Source organism: Klebsiella sp. C239 (assembly GCF_048822715.1).
GTDB lineage: Bacteria > Pseudomonadota > Gammaproteobacteria > Enterobacterales > Enterobacteriaceae > Klebsiella > Klebsiella quasipneumoniae.
In genome coordinates, this window is the sequence record NZ_JBMEZK010000002.1 from 23001 (window position 1) to 38521 (window position 15521).

The following is a 15521-nucleotide window of genomic DNA, read 5'->3' on the forward strand; positions in this document are numbered from 1 at the left end:
GTATTGGTTTTTCATACAGGAAGGCAGCTATGTTGGCGCAACTCACCATCAGTAATTTTGCTATCGTTCGTGAACTGGAAATTGATTTCCACAGCGGCATGACCGCCATCACCGGGGAAACCGGCGCCGGGAAATCCATTGCCATCGACGCGCTGGGGCTGTGCCTCGGCGGCAGAGCGGAAGCCGACATGGTGCGTCGCGGCGCCACCCGTGCCGACCTGTGCGCGCGCTTCGCGCTGAAAGATACCCCGGCCGCCCAGCGCTGGCTGGAAGAGAACCAGCTGGAGAGCGGGCGTGAGTGTTTACTTCGCCGGGTGATCAGCGCCGACGGCCGCTCGCGCGGCTTCATCAACGGCACCGCCGTCCCGCTCTCGCAGCTGCGCGAGCTGGGCCAGCTGCTGATCCAGATCCACGGCCAGCATGCGCACCAGCTGTTGACCAAACCCGAACACCAGAAAACGCTGCTCGACGGCTATACCGGTGAGTATGCGCTCACTCAGCGCATGGCAGAGCACTATCGCCAGTGGCACCAGAGCTGCCGCGAGCTGGCCCAGCATCAGCAGCAGAGCCAGGAGCGCGCCGCCCGCGCCGATCTGCTGCAGTACCAGCTTAAAGAGCTGAACGAATTTAACCCGCTGGCGGGAGAGTTTGAGCAGATTGACGAAGAGTACAAACGCCTGGCCAACAGCGGTCAGCTGCTCAGCACCTGTCAGCACGCCCTGACGGTACTGGCGGACGGCGAAGAAGCCAACCTGCAGAGCCAGCTTTATACCGCGAAGCAGCTGGTCAGCGAGCTGGTGGGTATGGACAGCAAGCTTTCCGGCGTGCTGGATATGCTGGAAGAGGCGGCCATTCAGCTCAGCGAGGCCAGCGATGAGCTGCGCCACTATCACGACCGTCTGGACCTCGATCCTAATCGTCTGTTCGAACTTGAGCAGCGGATTTCCCGGCAAATCGCGCTGGCGCGTAAACACCAGGTGATGCCGGAAGAGCTGCCGGCGGTTTATCAGGCGATGCTCGAAGAGCAGCGCCTGCTGGACGACAGCGCCGGCTCGCTGGAATCCCTCAGCCAGCAGGTGGTCGAACATCATCAGCTGGCGCTGGAGACCGCGCGCCAACTGCACGCCCTGCGCCAGGCCAGCGCCGACGAGCTAACCCAGCTTATCACCGAGAGTATGCACTCACTTTCGATGCCGCACGGGGTCTTCGCGATTGAGGTCGCTTTCGATGAACGCCATCTCACCGCCGACGGCGCCGATCATATTGAGTTCCGCGTCACCACTAACCCGGGGCAGCCGCTGCAGCCGATCGCGAAAGTGGCCTCTGGCGGCGAATTGTCGCGTATTGCGCTGGCGATTCAGGTGATCACCGCACGTAAAATGGAAACCCCGGCGCTGATCTTCGACGAAGTGGACGTCGGCATCAGCGGCCCGACCGCGGCGGTGGTCGGCAAGCTGCTGCGCCAGCTGGGCGAGTCCACGCAGGTGATGTGCGTTACCCACCTGCCGCAGGTCGCAGGCTGCGGCCACCATCATTTCTTTGTCTGCAAAGAGACCGATGGCGAGATGACCGAAACCCATATGCAGCCGCTGGATAAGCGTGCTCGTCTGCAGGAGCTGGCTCGCCTGCTGGGCGGCAGCGAGGTCACGCGCAACACCCTGGCGAACGCGAAAGAGTTGCTTGCGGCGTAAACTTTTTGATTTTCACAGGGTCATAGTGAACAGCAAATTGCCTGCTGACCGCAGCCGGAGGTTTCCATCGGCGCGAAGGTCTATTATTATCGGCATATTACAGATGAGCCACGTACTGCTCGGGCCCAAAAAGGAATCAAATCACTATGCGCTGTAAAACGCTGACTGCTGCCGCAGCGGTTCTTCTTATGTTGACCGCAGGCTGTTCCACTCTGGAACGAGTGGTTTACCGTCCTGACATCAACCAGGGTAACTATCTGGCACCTAACGATGTAGCAAAAATTCGTGTCGGTATGACGCAACAGCAGGTTGCTTATGCTCTCGGAACGCCAATGATGTCGGATCCGTTCGGCACCAACACCTGGTTCTATGTATTCCGTCAGGAGCCGGGCCACGAGAAAGTGACTCAGCAGACCCTGACCCTGACCTTCAACAATGGCGGCGTGTTAACCAACATTGATAACAAGCCCGCGCTGACCAGTCAGTAAGGCCCGGAAAAGCAAAAAGCGCTCAATGAGCGCTTTTTTTATGGCCGATAGCGGGTCTGCTGCTGCGGTTTACTTCGCGGCGTTTTTCTCCGCCCGCTGGCGACGCAGCTCTTTCGGATCTGCGATCAGCGGGCGATAGATTTCCACCCGGTCGCCGTCATGGACTTCGTCGTGCAGCTTAACCGGACGACTGTAAATACCCAGCTTGTTTTTCGCCAGATCGATGTCATCACGCAGCGCCAGCAGGCCGCTGGCGATAATCGCCTGCTCGACCGTCGCCCCCTCGTCCAGAGTGACCCGCTGCAGGTACTGCTTTTCAGGCAGCGCGTAAGCGACCTCAACACGAATATTAGCTGGCACTGTAGACCTCTTTGGCGCGCGAAGTGAACGCCTGCACCATGTTGGCGGCCAGTTCCTTAAAGACCCGGCCAAAGGCCATCTCAATCAGCTTATTGGTAAACTCAAAATCGAGATGGAACTCGATTTTGCACGCCTCCGGGCTCAGCGGAATAAACTTCCAGCCGCCAATCAGCTTCTTGAACGGGCCATCCACCAGGCTCATCAAAATGCTCTGGTTGCTGGTCAGTGTATTCCGGGTCGTGAAGGTCTTACTGATGCCGGCTTTGGACACATCAACCGCCGCCGTCATTTGCGTCGGCCCGAATTCCAGCACGCGGCTACCGGTGCAGCCTGGCAGAAAATCAGGATAGGACTTCACATCGTTTACCAGTTGATACATCTGTTCCGCGCTGAAAGGCACCAGCGCAGTACGGCTAATCTGAGGCATAGCAGGTTCCACATTTAAACACAGTGCAAATAATATCATTTATCTGCTGCTAAAAAAAACGCTGTGCCGCAACTCGTGCTAAGATGCGCAGTACACCTCGCAGGATGCGATCGAGGTAACTGTGTATAAGACGATGACTTCAGGACATTATGACTAAGAAAAAAGCCCACAAACCTGGATCAGCCACCATTGCGCTGAATAAACGCGCCCGTCACGAATACTTTATCGAAGATGAATACGAGGCTGGTCTCGCCCTGCAGGGCTGGGAAGTCAAATCCCTGCGTGCAGGCAAAGCCAACATCGGCGATAGCTATGTCATCCTGAAGGATGGCGAAGCCTTCCTGTTCGGCGCCAACTTTACGCCCATGGCCGTGGCTTCCACCCACTATGTCTGCGACCCGACGCGCACCCGTAAGCTGCTGCTCAACCAGCGCGAACTCGATACGCTGTACGGCCGCATTAACCGCGAAGGTTACACTGTTGTCGCCCTGTCGCTGTACTGGAAGAATGCCTGGTGCAAAGTGAAAATCGGCGTCGCCAAAGGTAAGAAACAGCACGACAAGCGTACCGATCTGAAAGATCGTGAATGGGCGCTGGATAAGGCGCGTATTATGAAGCACGCCGGACGCTAACCCCCTCCCCTGAGGGCCAGCTCTCGCTGGCCCTTACGCTATATCCTTGTTGATGCTGCTTTTTCGTCCACCCCTGCTGAAAGAATCCTGCGTTATGGGGCTGGTAACGACATTCACAAATCTGTTATACTTGACCTACACATTGGGGCTGATTCTGGATTCGACGGGATTTGCGAAACCCAAGGTGCATGCCGAGGGGCGGTTGGCCTCGTAAAAAGCCGCAAAAAATAGTCGCAAACGACGAAAACTACGCTTTAGCAGCTTAATAACCTGCTCTGAGCCCTCTCTCCCTAGCTTCCGCTCTTAAGACGGGGATCAAAGAGAGGTCAAACCCAAAAGAGATCGCGTGGATGCCCTGCCTGGGGTTGAAGCGTTAAATCTAATCAGGCTAGTTTGTTAGTGGCGTGTCTGTCCGCAGCTGGCAAGCGAATGTAAAGACTGACTAAGCATGTAGTGCCGAGGATGTAGGAATTTCGGACGCGGGTTCAACTCCCGCCAGCTCCACCACATTATGATCCGGATACGTCCGGTGAAATCCTGAAAGCCCGCACGGCACAAGCCCTGTGGGCTTTTTTGTGTCCGTCGTTGTCCGAGAATATCCGGCTGAATCCAGAGAAAATTGGTACACGTTTAGGTACACGCTATACTGTGGTCCATTAAACGTGTACCAATACGGAAGGGATCCAGACATGGCGCGCATCACACGCCCTCTCACTAACAATGAAATCCTTAAGGCTAAACCCCGCGAAAAAGACTTCACTCTACATGATGGTGATGGACTGTTTTTACTCGTCAAAACATCTGGTAAAAAACTGTGGCGCTTCCGCTACCAACGTCCAGTCAGTAGTAGCCGCACTAATCTAAGTCTCGGTTCATACCCTGCCTTAACACTCGCAGCAGCACGCCAGATACGCGACCAGCATTTAGCGACGCTCGCGCAAGGTATGGATCCACAGCTGCTGCAGGAGCAAGCCTCAGAACAACGCCAGATTGAGTTAGACAGCATTTTCTCGACTGTGGCCGCTAATTGGTTTCAGATTAAAAGCAGAAGCGTTACGGAGGATTATGCGAAAGACATTTGGCGTTCTTTGGATAAGGACGTGTTCCCGGAAATCGGTAACATGCCTGTTCAGGAAATTAAAGCTAGAACGATTGTGGAAGCACTAGAGCCTATCAAAGCGCGTGGTGCGCTGGAGACAGTTCGCCGTTTAGTGCAACGTGTAAACGAGATAATGATTTATGCAGTTAATACCGGTCTTATTGACGCCAACCCTGTGTCAGGCGTAGGCATGGCTTTTGAGAAACCCAAAAAGCAAAACATGCCAACGCTGCGGCCAGAAGAGTTACCAAAGTTAATGCGGTCTTTGGTTATGTCAAATTTGTCAGTTCCTACTCGCTGCCTTATTGAGTGGCAACTCCTGACCCTTGTTCGCCCTTCAGAAGCTTCTGGCGCTCGATGGGCAGAGATCGATATCAATGCAAAGCTCTGGACAATTCCTGCCGAACGAATGAAAGCAAAGCGAGAGCACATTGTTCCCCTCTCATCAAAAGCACTAGATGTTTTGCATGTCATGAAGCCAATTAGTAGCCATCGAGAATTCATTTTTCCCAGCAGATGTGACCCAAAGCAACCTATGAACAGTCAAACGGCTAATGCTGCTTTGAAGCGTATAGGTTATGGAGGTAAACTTGTTGCCCACGGGATGCGCTCAATAGCCAGCACTGCAATGAATGAATTTGGATTCAACGCTGATGTGATTGAAGCTGCGCTAGCTCATATTGATAAGAACGAAGTTCGACGCGCGTACAACCGTTCAGTTTATCTCACTCAGCGTGAAGAGTTGATGGAATGGTGGGGGGAGCAATGTGTTTCGCAGTTCTCATCTATTGGAAACAAGTGACCCATCTCCAACTTTTATAGTTTTGTTCATTGAGACACATAGCAAGGATTTGAAATGTACATTCAAGATATTCCTAAAGATTCAAAATTTTGGGTCGTTCGATCTGGTGATGGTGGCATGTTTTATGACCACTTTGTTCATAACTCCATAGCAGCTATTGGGCACATTGATTCTATGGATTTTAGCGATCAAATCCTTAGTAATAAAGATGAAGTGATTAAACTCGTTTTTAATTACAAAAATACTTTGCTTGAGAAAAAGGAAACACTTGCATCCGCATCCAATAAAGCCGGTCAAGTTCTCCGTTTCATTAATGAAATGTCAATCGGGGATATAATTATCACCCTCGACGCGAAGAGAATAATTGTTGGAAAAATAACATCAGATCCTTATAAGGACATAGAGAATGCAACATTACTCAACGTTGACGGGACAACAGATGAAAAATTGCTTAAATTTAGTCTTAGACGGAAGGTTGAGTGGGGCAAAACACAATTTCGTGACAAACTCCCATTAGCCATAAATAACAGCTTTAGAGCTAATCAAACTGTTTTCTCAGCAAACGAGCACTGGAAAGAACTAAACCATTGGTTATCTGTTGCATTTATTTCAGATGATGAGGCTTATATCTCCTCACGCATAGAGCAAACAGAAGGGATTAACAATCTTGACATCGCTCAATATTCCATAATCATTAATAAAATTGAAGCCATTGCTCAAACGATTGCCGACAATGACAACTCTAATTTAGATGAAGAAGGATTATTAGACCTCTTTGAAAATACATATAAAGAGCTACGCAAAAGTAGAACATTTACAGTAACGACACAGCAAGTATTTCTTTCGCCTGGAGACCTTTGGGCAAAAACATCTGGAAACCGTAAAAAAAGCCTGTTAGTTGTCTGTACATTTCTTATAATGTTCAACATCGAACCATCTTTCGCAGATGACAATGACAAGCTATTTTTCGAAAATAATCACGCATCAATATCTTTATTAATTGATAAAGTAAAAAATGATGAAAACTTTGAGGAAGTGAAAAACGGATTAGCATTAAAAGTCCCTGCACAGAAGCTAAACAAGAAAAATAAATCCGTAAACCCTCAGAAAAAGCGCTATGATGATGATGTAGAACCTGATGACTTTGAAGGCATTTAAGAGGGTGACGATGGAGTTCATAAAAAAATGGTGGGATAATCATGATAAATCTAATAATTTTTTATCAGGTATCCATTACATAGTCATTTCGCTAGCTATCATAATTGGTGGCGCGTGGGCTTTGTATACCTTTAACGCATTGCAAATGGCCAGCAATGCGGAACTCCAACTAAAAAAAGCTAACGAAGAATTAAAACAAATAAAAGAACAAATTAAAGGCACTGACTCTAGCAGCATTGCTATTAATGTTACTCAATTAAAAACACAACTAGGAATGATTATTAATGTAACCATAAAAAACAACGGTAAACGTCCGTTGTCATTCGAAACATCTAAAGGTGCTTTGACTGTATATAAAGTGAGCGCAAATGGCGATAAGGTTGAACAATCTCAATCTTTTACACCTAATCTCTATACCGTTTTGAGAGATAAAGAAAGTGCCCCGGAATCCAAAAGTAAATCATTACCTAAAACTCATGTTTTAATCGGAGCAGAAAAAACCCTTAGCTATATCGTTGGGTTAAACAAGCCAGGGGTTTATTACATTACATTCAGATCAACGCCAGACGATAATTTCGATGGGAATGAATTAAAAAATAACAAGCCTGTAGAATGGTTTGCTTCTTCGTATGTTGAAATTACACCACCAACATTCAAATAGGAAGATCTATCTAACAATTCACCTTTGCAGAGGGTCTACAACCAAGGACACCCATATTTGATACAGGTAGCACACTATATTCAAGAATTTCAATTAAATATACTTTCACATCTTAGCTCGTCCAATAAAAGACTTACCTTACGACCATCTTATAAAATCAATGGAATTACAAAACCTCAAGAAAACCGTCAAAGAAAAACACAACATAGATCTAAGCTATTACTTCACTGACTGCTCACAATGCTAACTTAATTTCATAAGTGAGTCATATAAACTCAGTTAATTTTTCTAGCTGTAAAAACAAGTGCGCACATCAATGCTTACACGCAATATTGCAATACTTTCTCCACCACACCAGCCACGTATAGTGGGGCGGTTATCATGCATGCGCATAGACCGATTCAGTATACTACAGGCCTACATACATCATGTGAATGCATGGGCGGGTAGTGAGCGGTCTCGAAAGTCATCCATCAACCTCTAAAATTACTGATTTCCGTCACTTCCGGTTGGCTTTCTTGTGCCTCTATCCAGAACGCCTTAGAAGTCCATCACGCCCTCGAACAGCACCGCACCACCCACCGACACTCCCGAGAACCCGCGTAGCGCAGCGACGCGCTCAGGCCGTGAAATTAAATTTAATTAAATAAATACTTTACCGCTGGCGCGCAGTGCTTTCCCCGCCTCGCCTGCCCGCTTCGTGGGTCGGTTTTCATGCAGATGCATCAACAGGCTCAGGCCGCGCCGGGACGGGTCTGCGAAGGGAGTGACGGGACGGGAAAGCGCATGCAAAACCATGCACCCTGTGGATGCATGGCTTAATTCGGGAAAAATAGCGGTATTTTCGGGGATTTTTTGCGGAGCTACCTGCCGGCCAGTTCCGCGCGCCGGCGGGCATAAATCAGGCTCTGTGCGGGGGTGTATTTTTCCTGGTTATCCACCCGCGAAGCCGCGTCAGGCCTGAATCCGATGGCCGTTAAAATATCACTGTCTTCTGCCGAATAATTAATTTCTTCACCGGTACTCAGCCACACGGACAGGGCTTCGCGCAGGTAATGGGCCGAACGGTCGAGCGCATGGCCGGTCAGGAGTGCGGGCTGCTGACTGAGCCCCATCAGCTCCGGGGCAAGCGTGGCGGCGAGCTCTGTGCCGTGTGCCTGCATAAAGTCATTCAGCCGGTTGCGGATACTGATGCGCTGCACAGCTTCATGGGAGCGGATATAGCGCCCGGCGGCCTGATTTATCTCCCATTTTTTGACATCGATAATATCGCGCAGTGTCTGCATTCTGCCCGGAATACGGTCATCCCCGGCCAGTACCTGTTCCTGATATTCCTGCTCTGCGGCCGCCAGTTCGGCTTTACGGTTCAGCCAGGCGGTTTCGTTCTTCTGACAGGCTTCAAAAGCCTGCTGTAGCGTAAGGGTGGTCATGGTCAGTTCTCCCCTGATTAATGGCGGTATGGCGAGCTGTAGCAGCCCTGCACTTTACGGGGTGCCGGGGGTGTGACCGGCTCCGCGACAGGTGGCGTTTTCTCCGCCGGGGGCCGTATAACCTCGTCGATGGCTTCAGTGGTGCGGAACGTCGCCGAGCACTCAATATTGGTGCACTGGTGATAGCGCTGTTTGACGTTCTCCGACAGATAGCGGGAGGTACGGGCATGCGCCGACTTTTTGCAGAACGGACAGTGCATCATGGCAGCAGCCCCCGCGCTTTCAGGTCAGCCTCGCGCTGACGCATTTTCTCCTGCCAGACCTTACGCTCGCCGGGCGTGCTGGCGGCGTCGTGGTCCATATGCGCAAGCGCGACGGCCGGGAAGCCGGTCAGGGAGAGCACCGGCTCATCGGCTGGCGTGACGGAGAAGGCGCTCACTTTCCCGGTCAGGAAGGTCACCACCTGATGCATGACCTCTTTCTCCGGCTCGGTGTACCCCTGATGGCCGATGGTGTTGGCGAGCGGGTTTGCCATCACATCCGCTTTCAGCACCATCGCCCGGACCAGTGGCCCGAGGGTGTCATTCAGCGCGCGGTTAAGCTCTTCCTCAGCGTATTTACTCAGCACAGCATGATGCGCCTGGCGGAATGCACGCGCGGTGCTGTTGCAGGTGGCTTTCAACTGGTCACGCTCAAAGGCCAGCACTTCGGTCAGATTGTCACATTCCTGCGCCAGCTCCCGGCGGGCCACGCGTTCGATATGGCCGCTTTTCAGCTCATCGGTCAGCATGGCACCCCCGGCACGGAAAGCAGCGCGCCATGTGCGGGTGTCGCTGCCGTTGTCCTGCTCCAGCGCCGCTTTCTGCTCCTCCGCGCGGGTGATGGCCGTCAGGGTGTCCTCCATCCGGCGGGCCTGTTCAAGATGGGCCGCTCTGGCGGCGGCCAGTCGCTCCAGCGCCGGTTTCAGGTAATCAGGGATAAAGGTGTTGTCGGTCATGGCAGGTTTCCTCGTGATTTCAACATGAGGTGATTCTGCCGGGGCACACACAACAACACGAGCTGTTGCGGTTGTGGCAGTGCTGGCACAAACAGGACGTCAAAACCCGGCTTGCCAGAGAAAGGTCTCAGGAAAAGCATACTCACCGTTTATTTTTTTACATATAACTGTTCACTACTGTTCACTTCAAATAAAAGAATAAATAATACAGTAAGTTAAGTGGTGAACAGTTGAGGGTGGAAGTGTTCACCGACTGTTCACTACTGTTCACCTTTCTTTTTTTACGAAGCCTTGCTCCTTTAGTCTTTTTTGCGATTAAAAAATAAATATATATAAATAAAAGTAATCAGGAATGGGCCACCAGTTTGCCAACGTTTACCAAAAGATGGCCAACGTTTGCCACTGTCTAAAAATCGTTCTGTTGTGTGGTGGGCCACTACAAAATGACTTGTTGCCCTCAGAGAAAATATTCACAAAATAGAGAGCTACCCGAGGCCGGACGGACACGACCGGCACTGTATGGACTTTATGAGGTAGCCCGATGTACACCGCTTTTTCTTCCCCGTCTTCTGCCCCTGCCGCGCCTCTGATGCCGGTTTCTGATGCCGTTCAGGAGCGCTTTATTCGCCTGCCCGGCGTGATGCATCTGTGCGGGCTGTCCCGCTCCACGATTTATGATCTCATCAGCCGGGAGGCTTTCCCGAAACAAATCTCGCTTGGCGGAAAAAACGTGGCGTGGGCGCAGTCGGAAATCACCGGGTGGATGGCTGACCGTATCGCCGAACGCAACCGGGGTTACGACGCATGATGATGCCCGTTCCGCAAAAAGCCCCTTTTTCTGGCTTGCTTCCCTTCGGCGTTTCCAGGTATAGTTTTCCCGCTGTCGCAAAATCGACAGCCGGAATTGGCGTTCCGAATAACTTCAAGGCGACACGACACGCGCCATGCGTGTTTTTTTATGTCGTTGCTCAGGCACACCCATTTTCAGGGCTGTGGTGTTTATTCGTGCACCAGGGTTCTTTTCTGATAATGGTAGTCCGGGCGGGGCAGCCTTCGGGCTGGCCGGTTCCCTTGAAGGCCGGTTACGCCAACCCCGCTCGGGCTGCCACCAGTGAAATTGGCGTTTCCGGTGGTAGTTTTTCAAACTACTTCAAGGAGGCTGCCGTCATGGCTACTATCCTCACCCCGTCACACCCGCAGTTTGTCTTTGTGTTTGCCGCCGTTCGTCGTGCAGACCGTCAGCCCCGTATCTGTATGCTCCGCGCCGTCGCCGGGGATGAACACGCTGCACGCCAGTCCCTCGTTCGCGATTACGTCCTCTCGTTTGCCGGGCGTCTGCCGGTGGCGGAGGTGCGTGCATGAGACACTCCACGATTACTGCCCGTGACCTCGAATGCCTTGAGCATATGCGCAATGTCGGCCAGCTCGTCAGCGACCTGATGCAGGTGCAGGACTGTACTTCCCTGCGTCGTGACCCGGCCCAGCAGTTACAGCTCACCTCCGTGATTTACCTGATGACCGCCCAGCTCGACGGCGTGGTCGAACGCTGCAACCACCGCTGGTTCACCGGGGAGGGCAACGTATGAAAACGCCTCTGCTGCCTGTATTGCGTGCCGCCCTGTATCGCCGCGCCGTGGCCTGTGCCTGGCTGACCCTGTGCGAGCGTCAGCACCGCTATCCTCACCTCACCCTCGACGCGCTGGAAAGCGCCATCGCCGCCGAGCTGGAGGGCTTCTACCTGCGCCAGCACGGCGAGGAAAAAGGCCGTCTGATTGCCTGTGCGCTGCTGGAAGATTTGATGGAGGCCGGGCCGCTGAAAGCCGCCCCGTCGCTGTCCTTTCTCGGGCTCGCCGTGATGGATGAGCTCTGCGCCCGCCATCTGACATCGCCTGTACTGCACTGAGGGAGAAAACCATGAAAATGAACGTAACGGACACCGTAAAACAGGCGTGCGGCCACTGGCCGCGCATTCTCCCGGCGCTGGGAATGAAAGTGATAAAAAACCGTCATCAGGCCTGCCCGGTGTGTGGTGGCGCTGACCGGTTCCGCTTTGACGATAAAGAGGGGCGCGGCACATGGTTCTGTAACCAGTGCGGTGCCGGTGACGGCCTGAAACTGGTTGAGAAGGTATTCAGCATATCGGCATCCGAGGCCGCCGGGAAGGTAAACGCCGTCACCGGCCACCTGCCACCGGTGGCCCCGGAAGTGGTGGCGGCCGCAGACGCCGGAACGGAGGCCGACCGTAAAGCAGCGGCCGCGCTGGCCGTCAGACTGCTGGAGAAAACCCGCCCGGCCACCGGCAACGCCTACCTGACCCGCAAGGGCTTTCCCGCTCTGGAATGTCTGACGCTGACCACGTCGCACAAAACCGGCGGCGTGGCCTACCGCGCCGGTGATGTGGTGGTGCCGCTGTATGACGAGACCGGCGCGCTGGTTAACCTCCAGTTCATTAACGCTGACGGTCTCAAGCGCACCCTGAAAGGCGGGCAGGTCAAAGAGGCATGCCATCTCATTGACGGGCAGAAACAGGCCGGGAAACGCCTGTGGATAGCAGAGGGCTATGCAACGGCCCTTACCGTGCATCACCTGACCGGAGAAACCGTCATGGTGGCGCTGTCGTCCGTGAACCTTCTCTCTCTGGCGAGCCTGGCCCGCAGCAAGCTCCCGGCCTGTCAGATTATCCTCGCCGCCGACCGTGACCTGAACGGCGACGGCCAGACAAAAGCCGCCGCGGCCGCAGCAGCCTGCGAGGGCATTGTCGCCCTGCCGCCGGTGTTCGGTGACTGGAATGATGCGATGATGCTGAAAGGAGAAGACGCCACGCGGAAAGCCATTTATGCCGCCATCCGGCCAGCGGCACAAAGCCCCTTCGACACCATGAGCGAGGCGGAATTTACCGCCATGGGCGCCAGCGACAAGGCCTGGCGGGTGCATGAGCATTACGGCGAAGCGCTGGCCGTGGACGCCAACGGCCAGCTCCTGTCCCGCTATGAAAACGGCATCTGGAAAAATATCCCGGCCGCCACTTTTTCACGGAGTGTGGCTGATTTATTCCAGCGCGTACGCGCCCCGTTCTCGTCGGGGAGAATCACCTCAGTGGTGGAGACGCTGAAGCTGATTATTCCGCAGCAGGAGGCACCGGCGCGCCGTCTGATTGGTTTTCGCAACGGGGTGCTCGATACCAGCTCAGGTATATTCAGCCCGCACAGTAAATCACACTGGCTGCGCACCCTGTGTGACGTGGATTTTACCCCGCCGGTGGAGGGCGAAACGCTGGAGACCCATGCGCCGAATTTCTGGCGCTGGCTCGACCGGGCGGCCAGTGGTAACCCGACAAAACGTAACGTGATTCTGGCCGCGCTGTTTATGGTGCTGGCGAACCGCTACGACTGGCAGCTCTTTCTCGAAGTGACCGGGCCGGGCGGCAGCGGGAAAAGTATTCTGGCCGAAATCGCCACGATGCTGGCCGGAGAGGATAACGCCACGTCAGCCGATATCGACACGCTGGAAGACCCGCGCAAGCGCGCCTCCCTGATAGGCTTCTCGCTCATTCGTCTGCCTGACCAGGAGAAATGGAGCGGTGACGGTGCGGGGCTCAAGGCCATCACCGGTGGCGATGCGGTCTCCGTTGACCCGAAATACCAGAATCCCTACTCGACGCATATTCCGGCGGTGATTCTGGCCGTGAACAATAACCCGATGCGCTTCACCGACCGCAGCGGCGGCGTGTCGCGTCGCCGGGTAATCATCCACTTCCCGGAGCAGATAGCCCCGGAGGAGCGCGACCCGCAGCTCAGGGATAAAATCGCCCGCGAGCTGGCCGTCATCGTGCGCCAGTTAATGCAGCAGTTCAGTGACCCGATGAGTGCCCGTTCACTGCTTCAGTCGCAGCAGAACTCCGACGAGGCGCTCAGTATTAAACGCGACGCTGACCCGACCTTTGATTTTTGCGGCTATCTGGAGGCATTGCCGGAGCCGGACGGAATGTATATGGGGAACGCCAATATTATCCCGCGCCAGCCTCGCCTGTATCTGTATCACGCTTATCTGGTGTACATGGAGGCCCACGGCTACAGGAATGCGCTCAGCCTGACCATGTTCGGCAAGGGGCTCTCAGCCATGCTCAAGGAGTACGGTCTGAATTACGATAAACGCCGCACAAATCAGGGCATGCAGACCAATCTCGCCCTCAGGGAGGAAAGCAACGCCGACTGGCTGCCGAAGTGCGACGAACCCACCACAACATAACCTACCCGGACCGGCAACAGCCGGTCTTTTTTTACCGGCAATACCGGCCAGAGTAAAACAGCCTTCCCATACAAGTCCTCTATGCTTTTTTTAGAGCGTCTTGGGGCTACAACTCAGTGTACTTCTTCGCTGAACCAAAGCAGGCTTCAATTGGATATTTTTTATCGTTAGCTTCGAGCTTTTTATAAGCTGCGTCGAGGATGTTGATATTTAATTTATCTGTAATCTGTAAGAGATATAAAAGAATATCAGCCACTTCTTGTTCAGCTTCTGTTAACTGCTTAGAGTTGAGATTCTTACTCTCTTCCTCAGTAAGCCATTGGAATATTTCAATTAATTCGCTAGCTTCAACAGACAATGCAATTGAGAGATTCTTTGGTGAATGGAATTTATCCCAATCCCTAACCTTGGCAAAGTCAGCCAATTCCTTCTGTAGGTCTTCAAGACTTTTGGTTTTCATAAATTTCCCTCAGGTCATCAAGAGTTAGCCATGGACGTTTTCTATGAAGCATCCTGTGACAATTTGAACAGACAATTGCCAGATCACAAAGGGCTGTTTCTTCATTTTTATCTCGAAGACTTAGGGGGTTTTTGTGATGGCATTCTGCAAAACCGCGGCCGAGTTTACCGTATGTTTCCTCAAAATCCATTGAACAGATTTCGCACTGAAGTTTACCTGTTGCGTTAAGTGTCTGTTCTTTCTTTTGCTTAATGATTTTGGGATCTCTCTCCCGGGACTGGTGTAATCTCGTTATGGGCTTACCTTCTAAACTAGACACTACAGCAGATGACTCTTCATCAGCTTGCTCATCCACATTGCAGCTAATCTCTGTAAGCTGCTCTATCGAGATGGCCTGAGTAATCGAACCCTGTGTACAGGCAGAATAACGCACAGCCTCAACGAATGCCTCATTGAAGAACTCTGTACCAAAGTAGATATCTTCACCATAATCTTGAACAATTTTGAAGTCGAAGCGATGGGGATAAATCTCATCATCAGGCCAAACTTTCGTAGAGGCGGTATAATAGCCTCTTGTTACTTGACCGATAATAATCTTTTGCACCAAACCACGGAAATTTTGCAGGTGTTCTTTGCCCACGCGGGAGAAGCCGGGAGGAGATGCCCCCTCAGATTTTAGCCAAGAAATTGAATAAACGAAGGCAATTAGATCATCTTTCTTTATATTCTGAATAGTACCTTTCTTTGTCTCCTTTACTCCCCAAACTCCTTGATTCATACCAATCGGAAAATTAATTTTCGAGTGAGGCTTATCTGATATATATACTACCCAAATCACGTTATAACCTTATGATATAATAGTTTTTATTTATTTTATCGCTATATGGTTTTAGAAGATACACTAAAAATGATCTCAGGGTCGCATTTAGTAAAACAGGTCTCACTGGCCATCCATTTCCTAACGGGGCAAAACGGAGGTGAACAGTAAAGTGTTCACTGTTCACCGGGTATTCATGCGCTAATACATTGAAATAAATAATAAAAACCCGCAGTGAACAGTGTGAACAG

18 protein-coding genes, 1 other RNA gene and 1 pseudogene are annotated in these 15521 nt (G+C 52.2%); 13 read left to right on the top strand and 7 right to left on the bottom strand.

From position 1 onward, the window contains the following. Positions 1-29 precede the first annotated feature (29 nt). Positions 30-1691 (top strand): DNA repair protein RecN, encoded by a 1662-nt coding sequence (recN, locus tag ACOI6Z_RS05210; RefSeq protein ID WP_004206849.1) that lies wholly within the window; start codon positions 30-32, stop codon positions 1689-1691. Between the two features lie 146 nt (positions 1692-1837). Further along, positions 1838-2179: an outer membrane protein assembly factor BamE gene (gene bamE / locus ACOI6Z_RS05215; RefSeq protein WP_004206850.1), complete on the top strand. Its 342-nt coding sequence runs from the start codon at positions 1838-1840 to the stop codon at positions 2177-2179. A 69-nt stretch (positions 2180-2248) separates the two neighbouring features. Here the strand turns inward: bamE and ACOI6Z_RS05220 are convergent, their stop codons facing one another. Both ACOI6Z_RS05220 and ACOI6Z_RS05225 read right to left on the bottom strand, forming a co-directional pair. Next, on the bottom strand, positions 2249-2539 hold the full coding sequence (locus ACOI6Z_RS05220; protein WP_004206851.1) for an RnfH family protein: 291 nt from the start codon (positions 2537-2539) through the stop codon (positions 2249-2251). Then, complete coding sequence (locus ACOI6Z_RS05225; protein ID WP_008806099.1) at positions 2529-2966, bottom strand: type II toxin-antitoxin system RatA family toxin; 438 nt, start codon at positions 2964-2966, stop codon at positions 2529-2531. The genes ACOI6Z_RS05220 and ACOI6Z_RS05225 overlap by 11 nt, the downstream gene beginning before the upstream one ends. A 149-nt stretch (positions 2967-3115) precedes the next feature. Here ACOI6Z_RS05225 and smpB point away from each other — a divergent pair, with 149 nt between their 5' ends. From smpB to ACOI6Z_RS05250, 5 genes are all read left to right on the top strand, one after another. Further along, positions 3116-3598: an SsrA-binding protein SmpB gene (gene smpB, locus ACOI6Z_RS05230; protein WP_002914164.1), complete on the top strand. Its 483-nt coding sequence runs from the start codon at positions 3116-3118 to the stop codon at positions 3596-3598. A 144-nt stretch (positions 3599-3742) separates the two neighbouring features. Beyond that, positions 3743-4105: a transfer-messenger RNA gene (gene ssrA / locus ACOI6Z_RS05235) on the top strand. Positions 4106-4287: 182 nt separating this feature from the next. After that, positions 4288-5499: an integrase domain-containing protein gene (locus tag ACOI6Z_RS05240; RefSeq protein ID WP_117110103.1), complete on the top strand. Its 1212-nt coding sequence runs from the start codon at positions 4288-4290 to the stop codon at positions 5497-5499. A 54-nt stretch (positions 5500-5553) separates the two neighbouring features. Then, positions 5554-6657 carry a hypothetical protein gene (locus ACOI6Z_RS05245; RefSeq protein ID WP_227628848.1) on the top strand — a complete coding sequence of 368 codons (1104 nt, stop codon included), beginning with the start codon at positions 5554-5556 and terminating at the stop codon, positions 6655-6657. Positions 6658-6667: 10 nt separating this feature from the next. Further along, complete coding sequence (locus ACOI6Z_RS05250) at positions 6668-7318, top strand: hypothetical protein (protein ID WP_077257557.1); 651 nt, start codon at positions 6668-6670, stop codon at positions 7316-7318. Positions 7319-8181: 863 nt separating this feature from the next. Here ACOI6Z_RS05250 and ACOI6Z_RS05255 read toward each other — a convergent pair. The 3 genes from ACOI6Z_RS05255 to ACOI6Z_RS05265 are packed head-to-tail and all read right to left on the bottom strand — an operon-like array spanning position 8182 to position 9745. Further along, positions 8182-8748 (bottom strand): phage polarity suppression protein, encoded by a 567-nt coding sequence (locus tag ACOI6Z_RS05255; RefSeq protein WP_117110102.1) that lies wholly within the window; start codon positions 8746-8748, stop codon positions 8182-8184. 17 nt (positions 8749-8765) lie between these two features. Further along, positions 8766-9011, bottom strand: coding sequence for an ogr/Delta-like zinc finger family protein (locus ACOI6Z_RS05260; RefSeq protein WP_004136116.1), 246 nt, complete (start codon positions 9009-9011; stop codon positions 8766-8768). Beyond that, on the bottom strand, positions 9008-9745 hold the full coding sequence (locus tag ACOI6Z_RS05265) for a glycoprotein 3 (RefSeq protein WP_117115614.1): 738 nt from the start codon (positions 9743-9745) through the stop codon (positions 9008-9010). The genes ACOI6Z_RS05260 and ACOI6Z_RS05265 overlap by 4 nt, the downstream gene beginning before the upstream one ends. Before the next feature lie 541 nt (positions 9746-10286). Here ACOI6Z_RS05265 and ACOI6Z_RS05270 point away from each other — a divergent pair. From ACOI6Z_RS05270 to ACOI6Z_RS05295, 6 genes and pseudogenes are all read left to right on the top strand, one after another. After that, on the top strand, positions 10287-10553 hold the full coding sequence (locus ACOI6Z_RS05270; protein ID WP_420687041.1) for a helix-turn-helix transcriptional regulator: 267 nt from the start codon (positions 10287-10289) through the stop codon (positions 10551-10553). Positions 10554-10555: 2 nt separating this feature from the next. Then, a pseudogene (locus tag ACOI6Z_RS05275) lies at positions 10556-10888 on the top strand (ash family protein); the annotation flags it as partial. Positions 10889-10912: 24 nt separating this feature from the next. Then, a complete protein-coding gene (locus tag ACOI6Z_RS05280) occupies positions 10913-11107 on the top strand; it encodes a host cell division inhibitor Icd-like protein (RefSeq protein WP_232692818.1) in 195 nt (64 codons plus the stop codon). Then, positions 11104-11331 (top strand): hypothetical protein, encoded by a 228-nt coding sequence (locus ACOI6Z_RS05285; protein ID WP_087759024.1) that lies wholly within the window; start codon positions 11104-11106, stop codon positions 11329-11331. Before ACOI6Z_RS05280 ends, ACOI6Z_RS05285 begins: the two co-directional genes overlap by 4 nt. Further along, positions 11328-11648 carry a DUF5375 domain-containing protein gene (locus tag ACOI6Z_RS05290; RefSeq protein WP_087759025.1) on the top strand — a complete coding sequence of 107 codons (321 nt, stop codon included), beginning with the start codon at positions 11328-11330 and terminating at the stop codon, positions 11646-11648. The genes ACOI6Z_RS05285 and ACOI6Z_RS05290 overlap by 4 nt, the downstream gene beginning before the upstream one ends. Positions 11649-11659: 11 nt before the next feature. Next, on the top strand, positions 11660-13993 hold the full coding sequence (locus tag ACOI6Z_RS05295) for a primase-helicase zinc-binding domain-containing protein (protein WP_160552341.1): 2334 nt from the start codon (positions 11660-11662) through the stop codon (positions 13991-13993). Positions 13994-14099: 106 nt separating this feature from the next. Here the strand turns inward: ACOI6Z_RS05295 and ACOI6Z_RS05300 are convergent, their stop codons facing one another. Beyond that, on the bottom strand, positions 14100-14453 hold the full coding sequence (locus ACOI6Z_RS05300; protein ID WP_117110099.1) for a nucleotide pyrophosphohydrolase: 354 nt from the start codon (positions 14451-14453) through the stop codon (positions 14100-14102). Continuing rightward, positions 14434-15291 (bottom strand): HNH endonuclease, encoded by an 858-nt coding sequence (locus ACOI6Z_RS05305; protein WP_196984312.1) that lies wholly within the window; start codon positions 15289-15291, stop codon positions 14434-14436. The genes ACOI6Z_RS05300 and ACOI6Z_RS05305 overlap by 20 nt, the downstream gene beginning before the upstream one ends. Between the last annotated feature and the right edge of the window lie 230 nt (positions 15292-15521).

Coding starts and splice junctions, on each gene's coding strand:
- recN (WP_004206849.1), top strand. CDS start 30: ATGTTGGCGCAACTCACCATCAGTAATTTTGCTATCGTTCGTGAACTG.
- bamE (WP_004206850.1), top strand. CDS start 1,838: ATGCGCTGTAAAACGCTGACTGCTGCCGCAGCGGTTCTTCTTATGTTG.
- ACOI6Z_RS05225 (WP_008806099.1), bottom strand. CDS start 2,966: ATGCCTCAGATTAGCCGTACTGCGCTGGTGCCTTTCAGCGCGGAACAG.
- smpB (WP_002914164.1), top strand. CDS start 3,116: ATGACTAAGAAAAAAGCCCACAAACCTGGATCAGCCACCATTGCGCTG.
- ACOI6Z_RS05240 (WP_117110103.1), top strand. CDS start 4,288: ATGGCGCGCATCACACGCCCTCTCACTAACAATGAAATCCTTAAGGCT.
- ACOI6Z_RS05245 (WP_227628848.1), top strand. CDS start 5,554: ATGTACATTCAAGATATTCCTAAAGATTCAAAATTTTGGGTCGTTCGA.
- ACOI6Z_RS05250 (WP_077257557.1), top strand. CDS start 6,668: ATGGAGTTCATAAAAAAATGGTGGGATAATCATGATAAATCTAATAAT.
- ACOI6Z_RS05255 (WP_117110102.1), bottom strand. CDS start 8,748: ATGACCACCCTTACGCTACAGCAGGCTTTTGAAGCCTGTCAGAAGAAC.
- ACOI6Z_RS05260 (WP_004136116.1), bottom strand. CDS start 9,011: ATGATGCACTGTCCGTTCTGCAAAAAGTCGGCGCATGCCCGTACCTCC.
- ACOI6Z_RS05265 (WP_117115614.1), bottom strand. CDS start 9,745: ATGACCGACAACACCTTTATCCCTGATTACCTGAAACCGGCGCTGGAG.
- ACOI6Z_RS05270 (WP_420687041.1), top strand. CDS start 10,287: ATGTACACCGCTTTTTCTTCCCCGTCTTCTGCCCCTGCCGCGCCTCTG.
- ACOI6Z_RS05280 (WP_232692818.1), top strand. CDS start 10,913: ATGGCTACTATCCTCACCCCGTCACACCCGCAGTTTGTCTTTGTGTTT.
- ACOI6Z_RS05285 (WP_087759024.1), top strand. CDS start 11,104: ATGAGACACTCCACGATTACTGCCCGTGACCTCGAATGCCTTGAGCAT.
- ACOI6Z_RS05290 (WP_087759025.1), top strand. CDS start 11,328: ATGAAAACGCCTCTGCTGCCTGTATTGCGTGCCGCCCTGTATCGCCGC.
- ACOI6Z_RS05295 (WP_160552341.1), top strand. CDS start 11,660: ATGAAAATGAACGTAACGGACACCGTAAAACAGGCGTGCGGCCACTGG.
- ACOI6Z_RS05300 (WP_117110099.1), bottom strand. CDS start 14,453: ATGAAAACCAAAAGTCTTGAAGACCTACAGAAGGAATTGGCTGACTTT.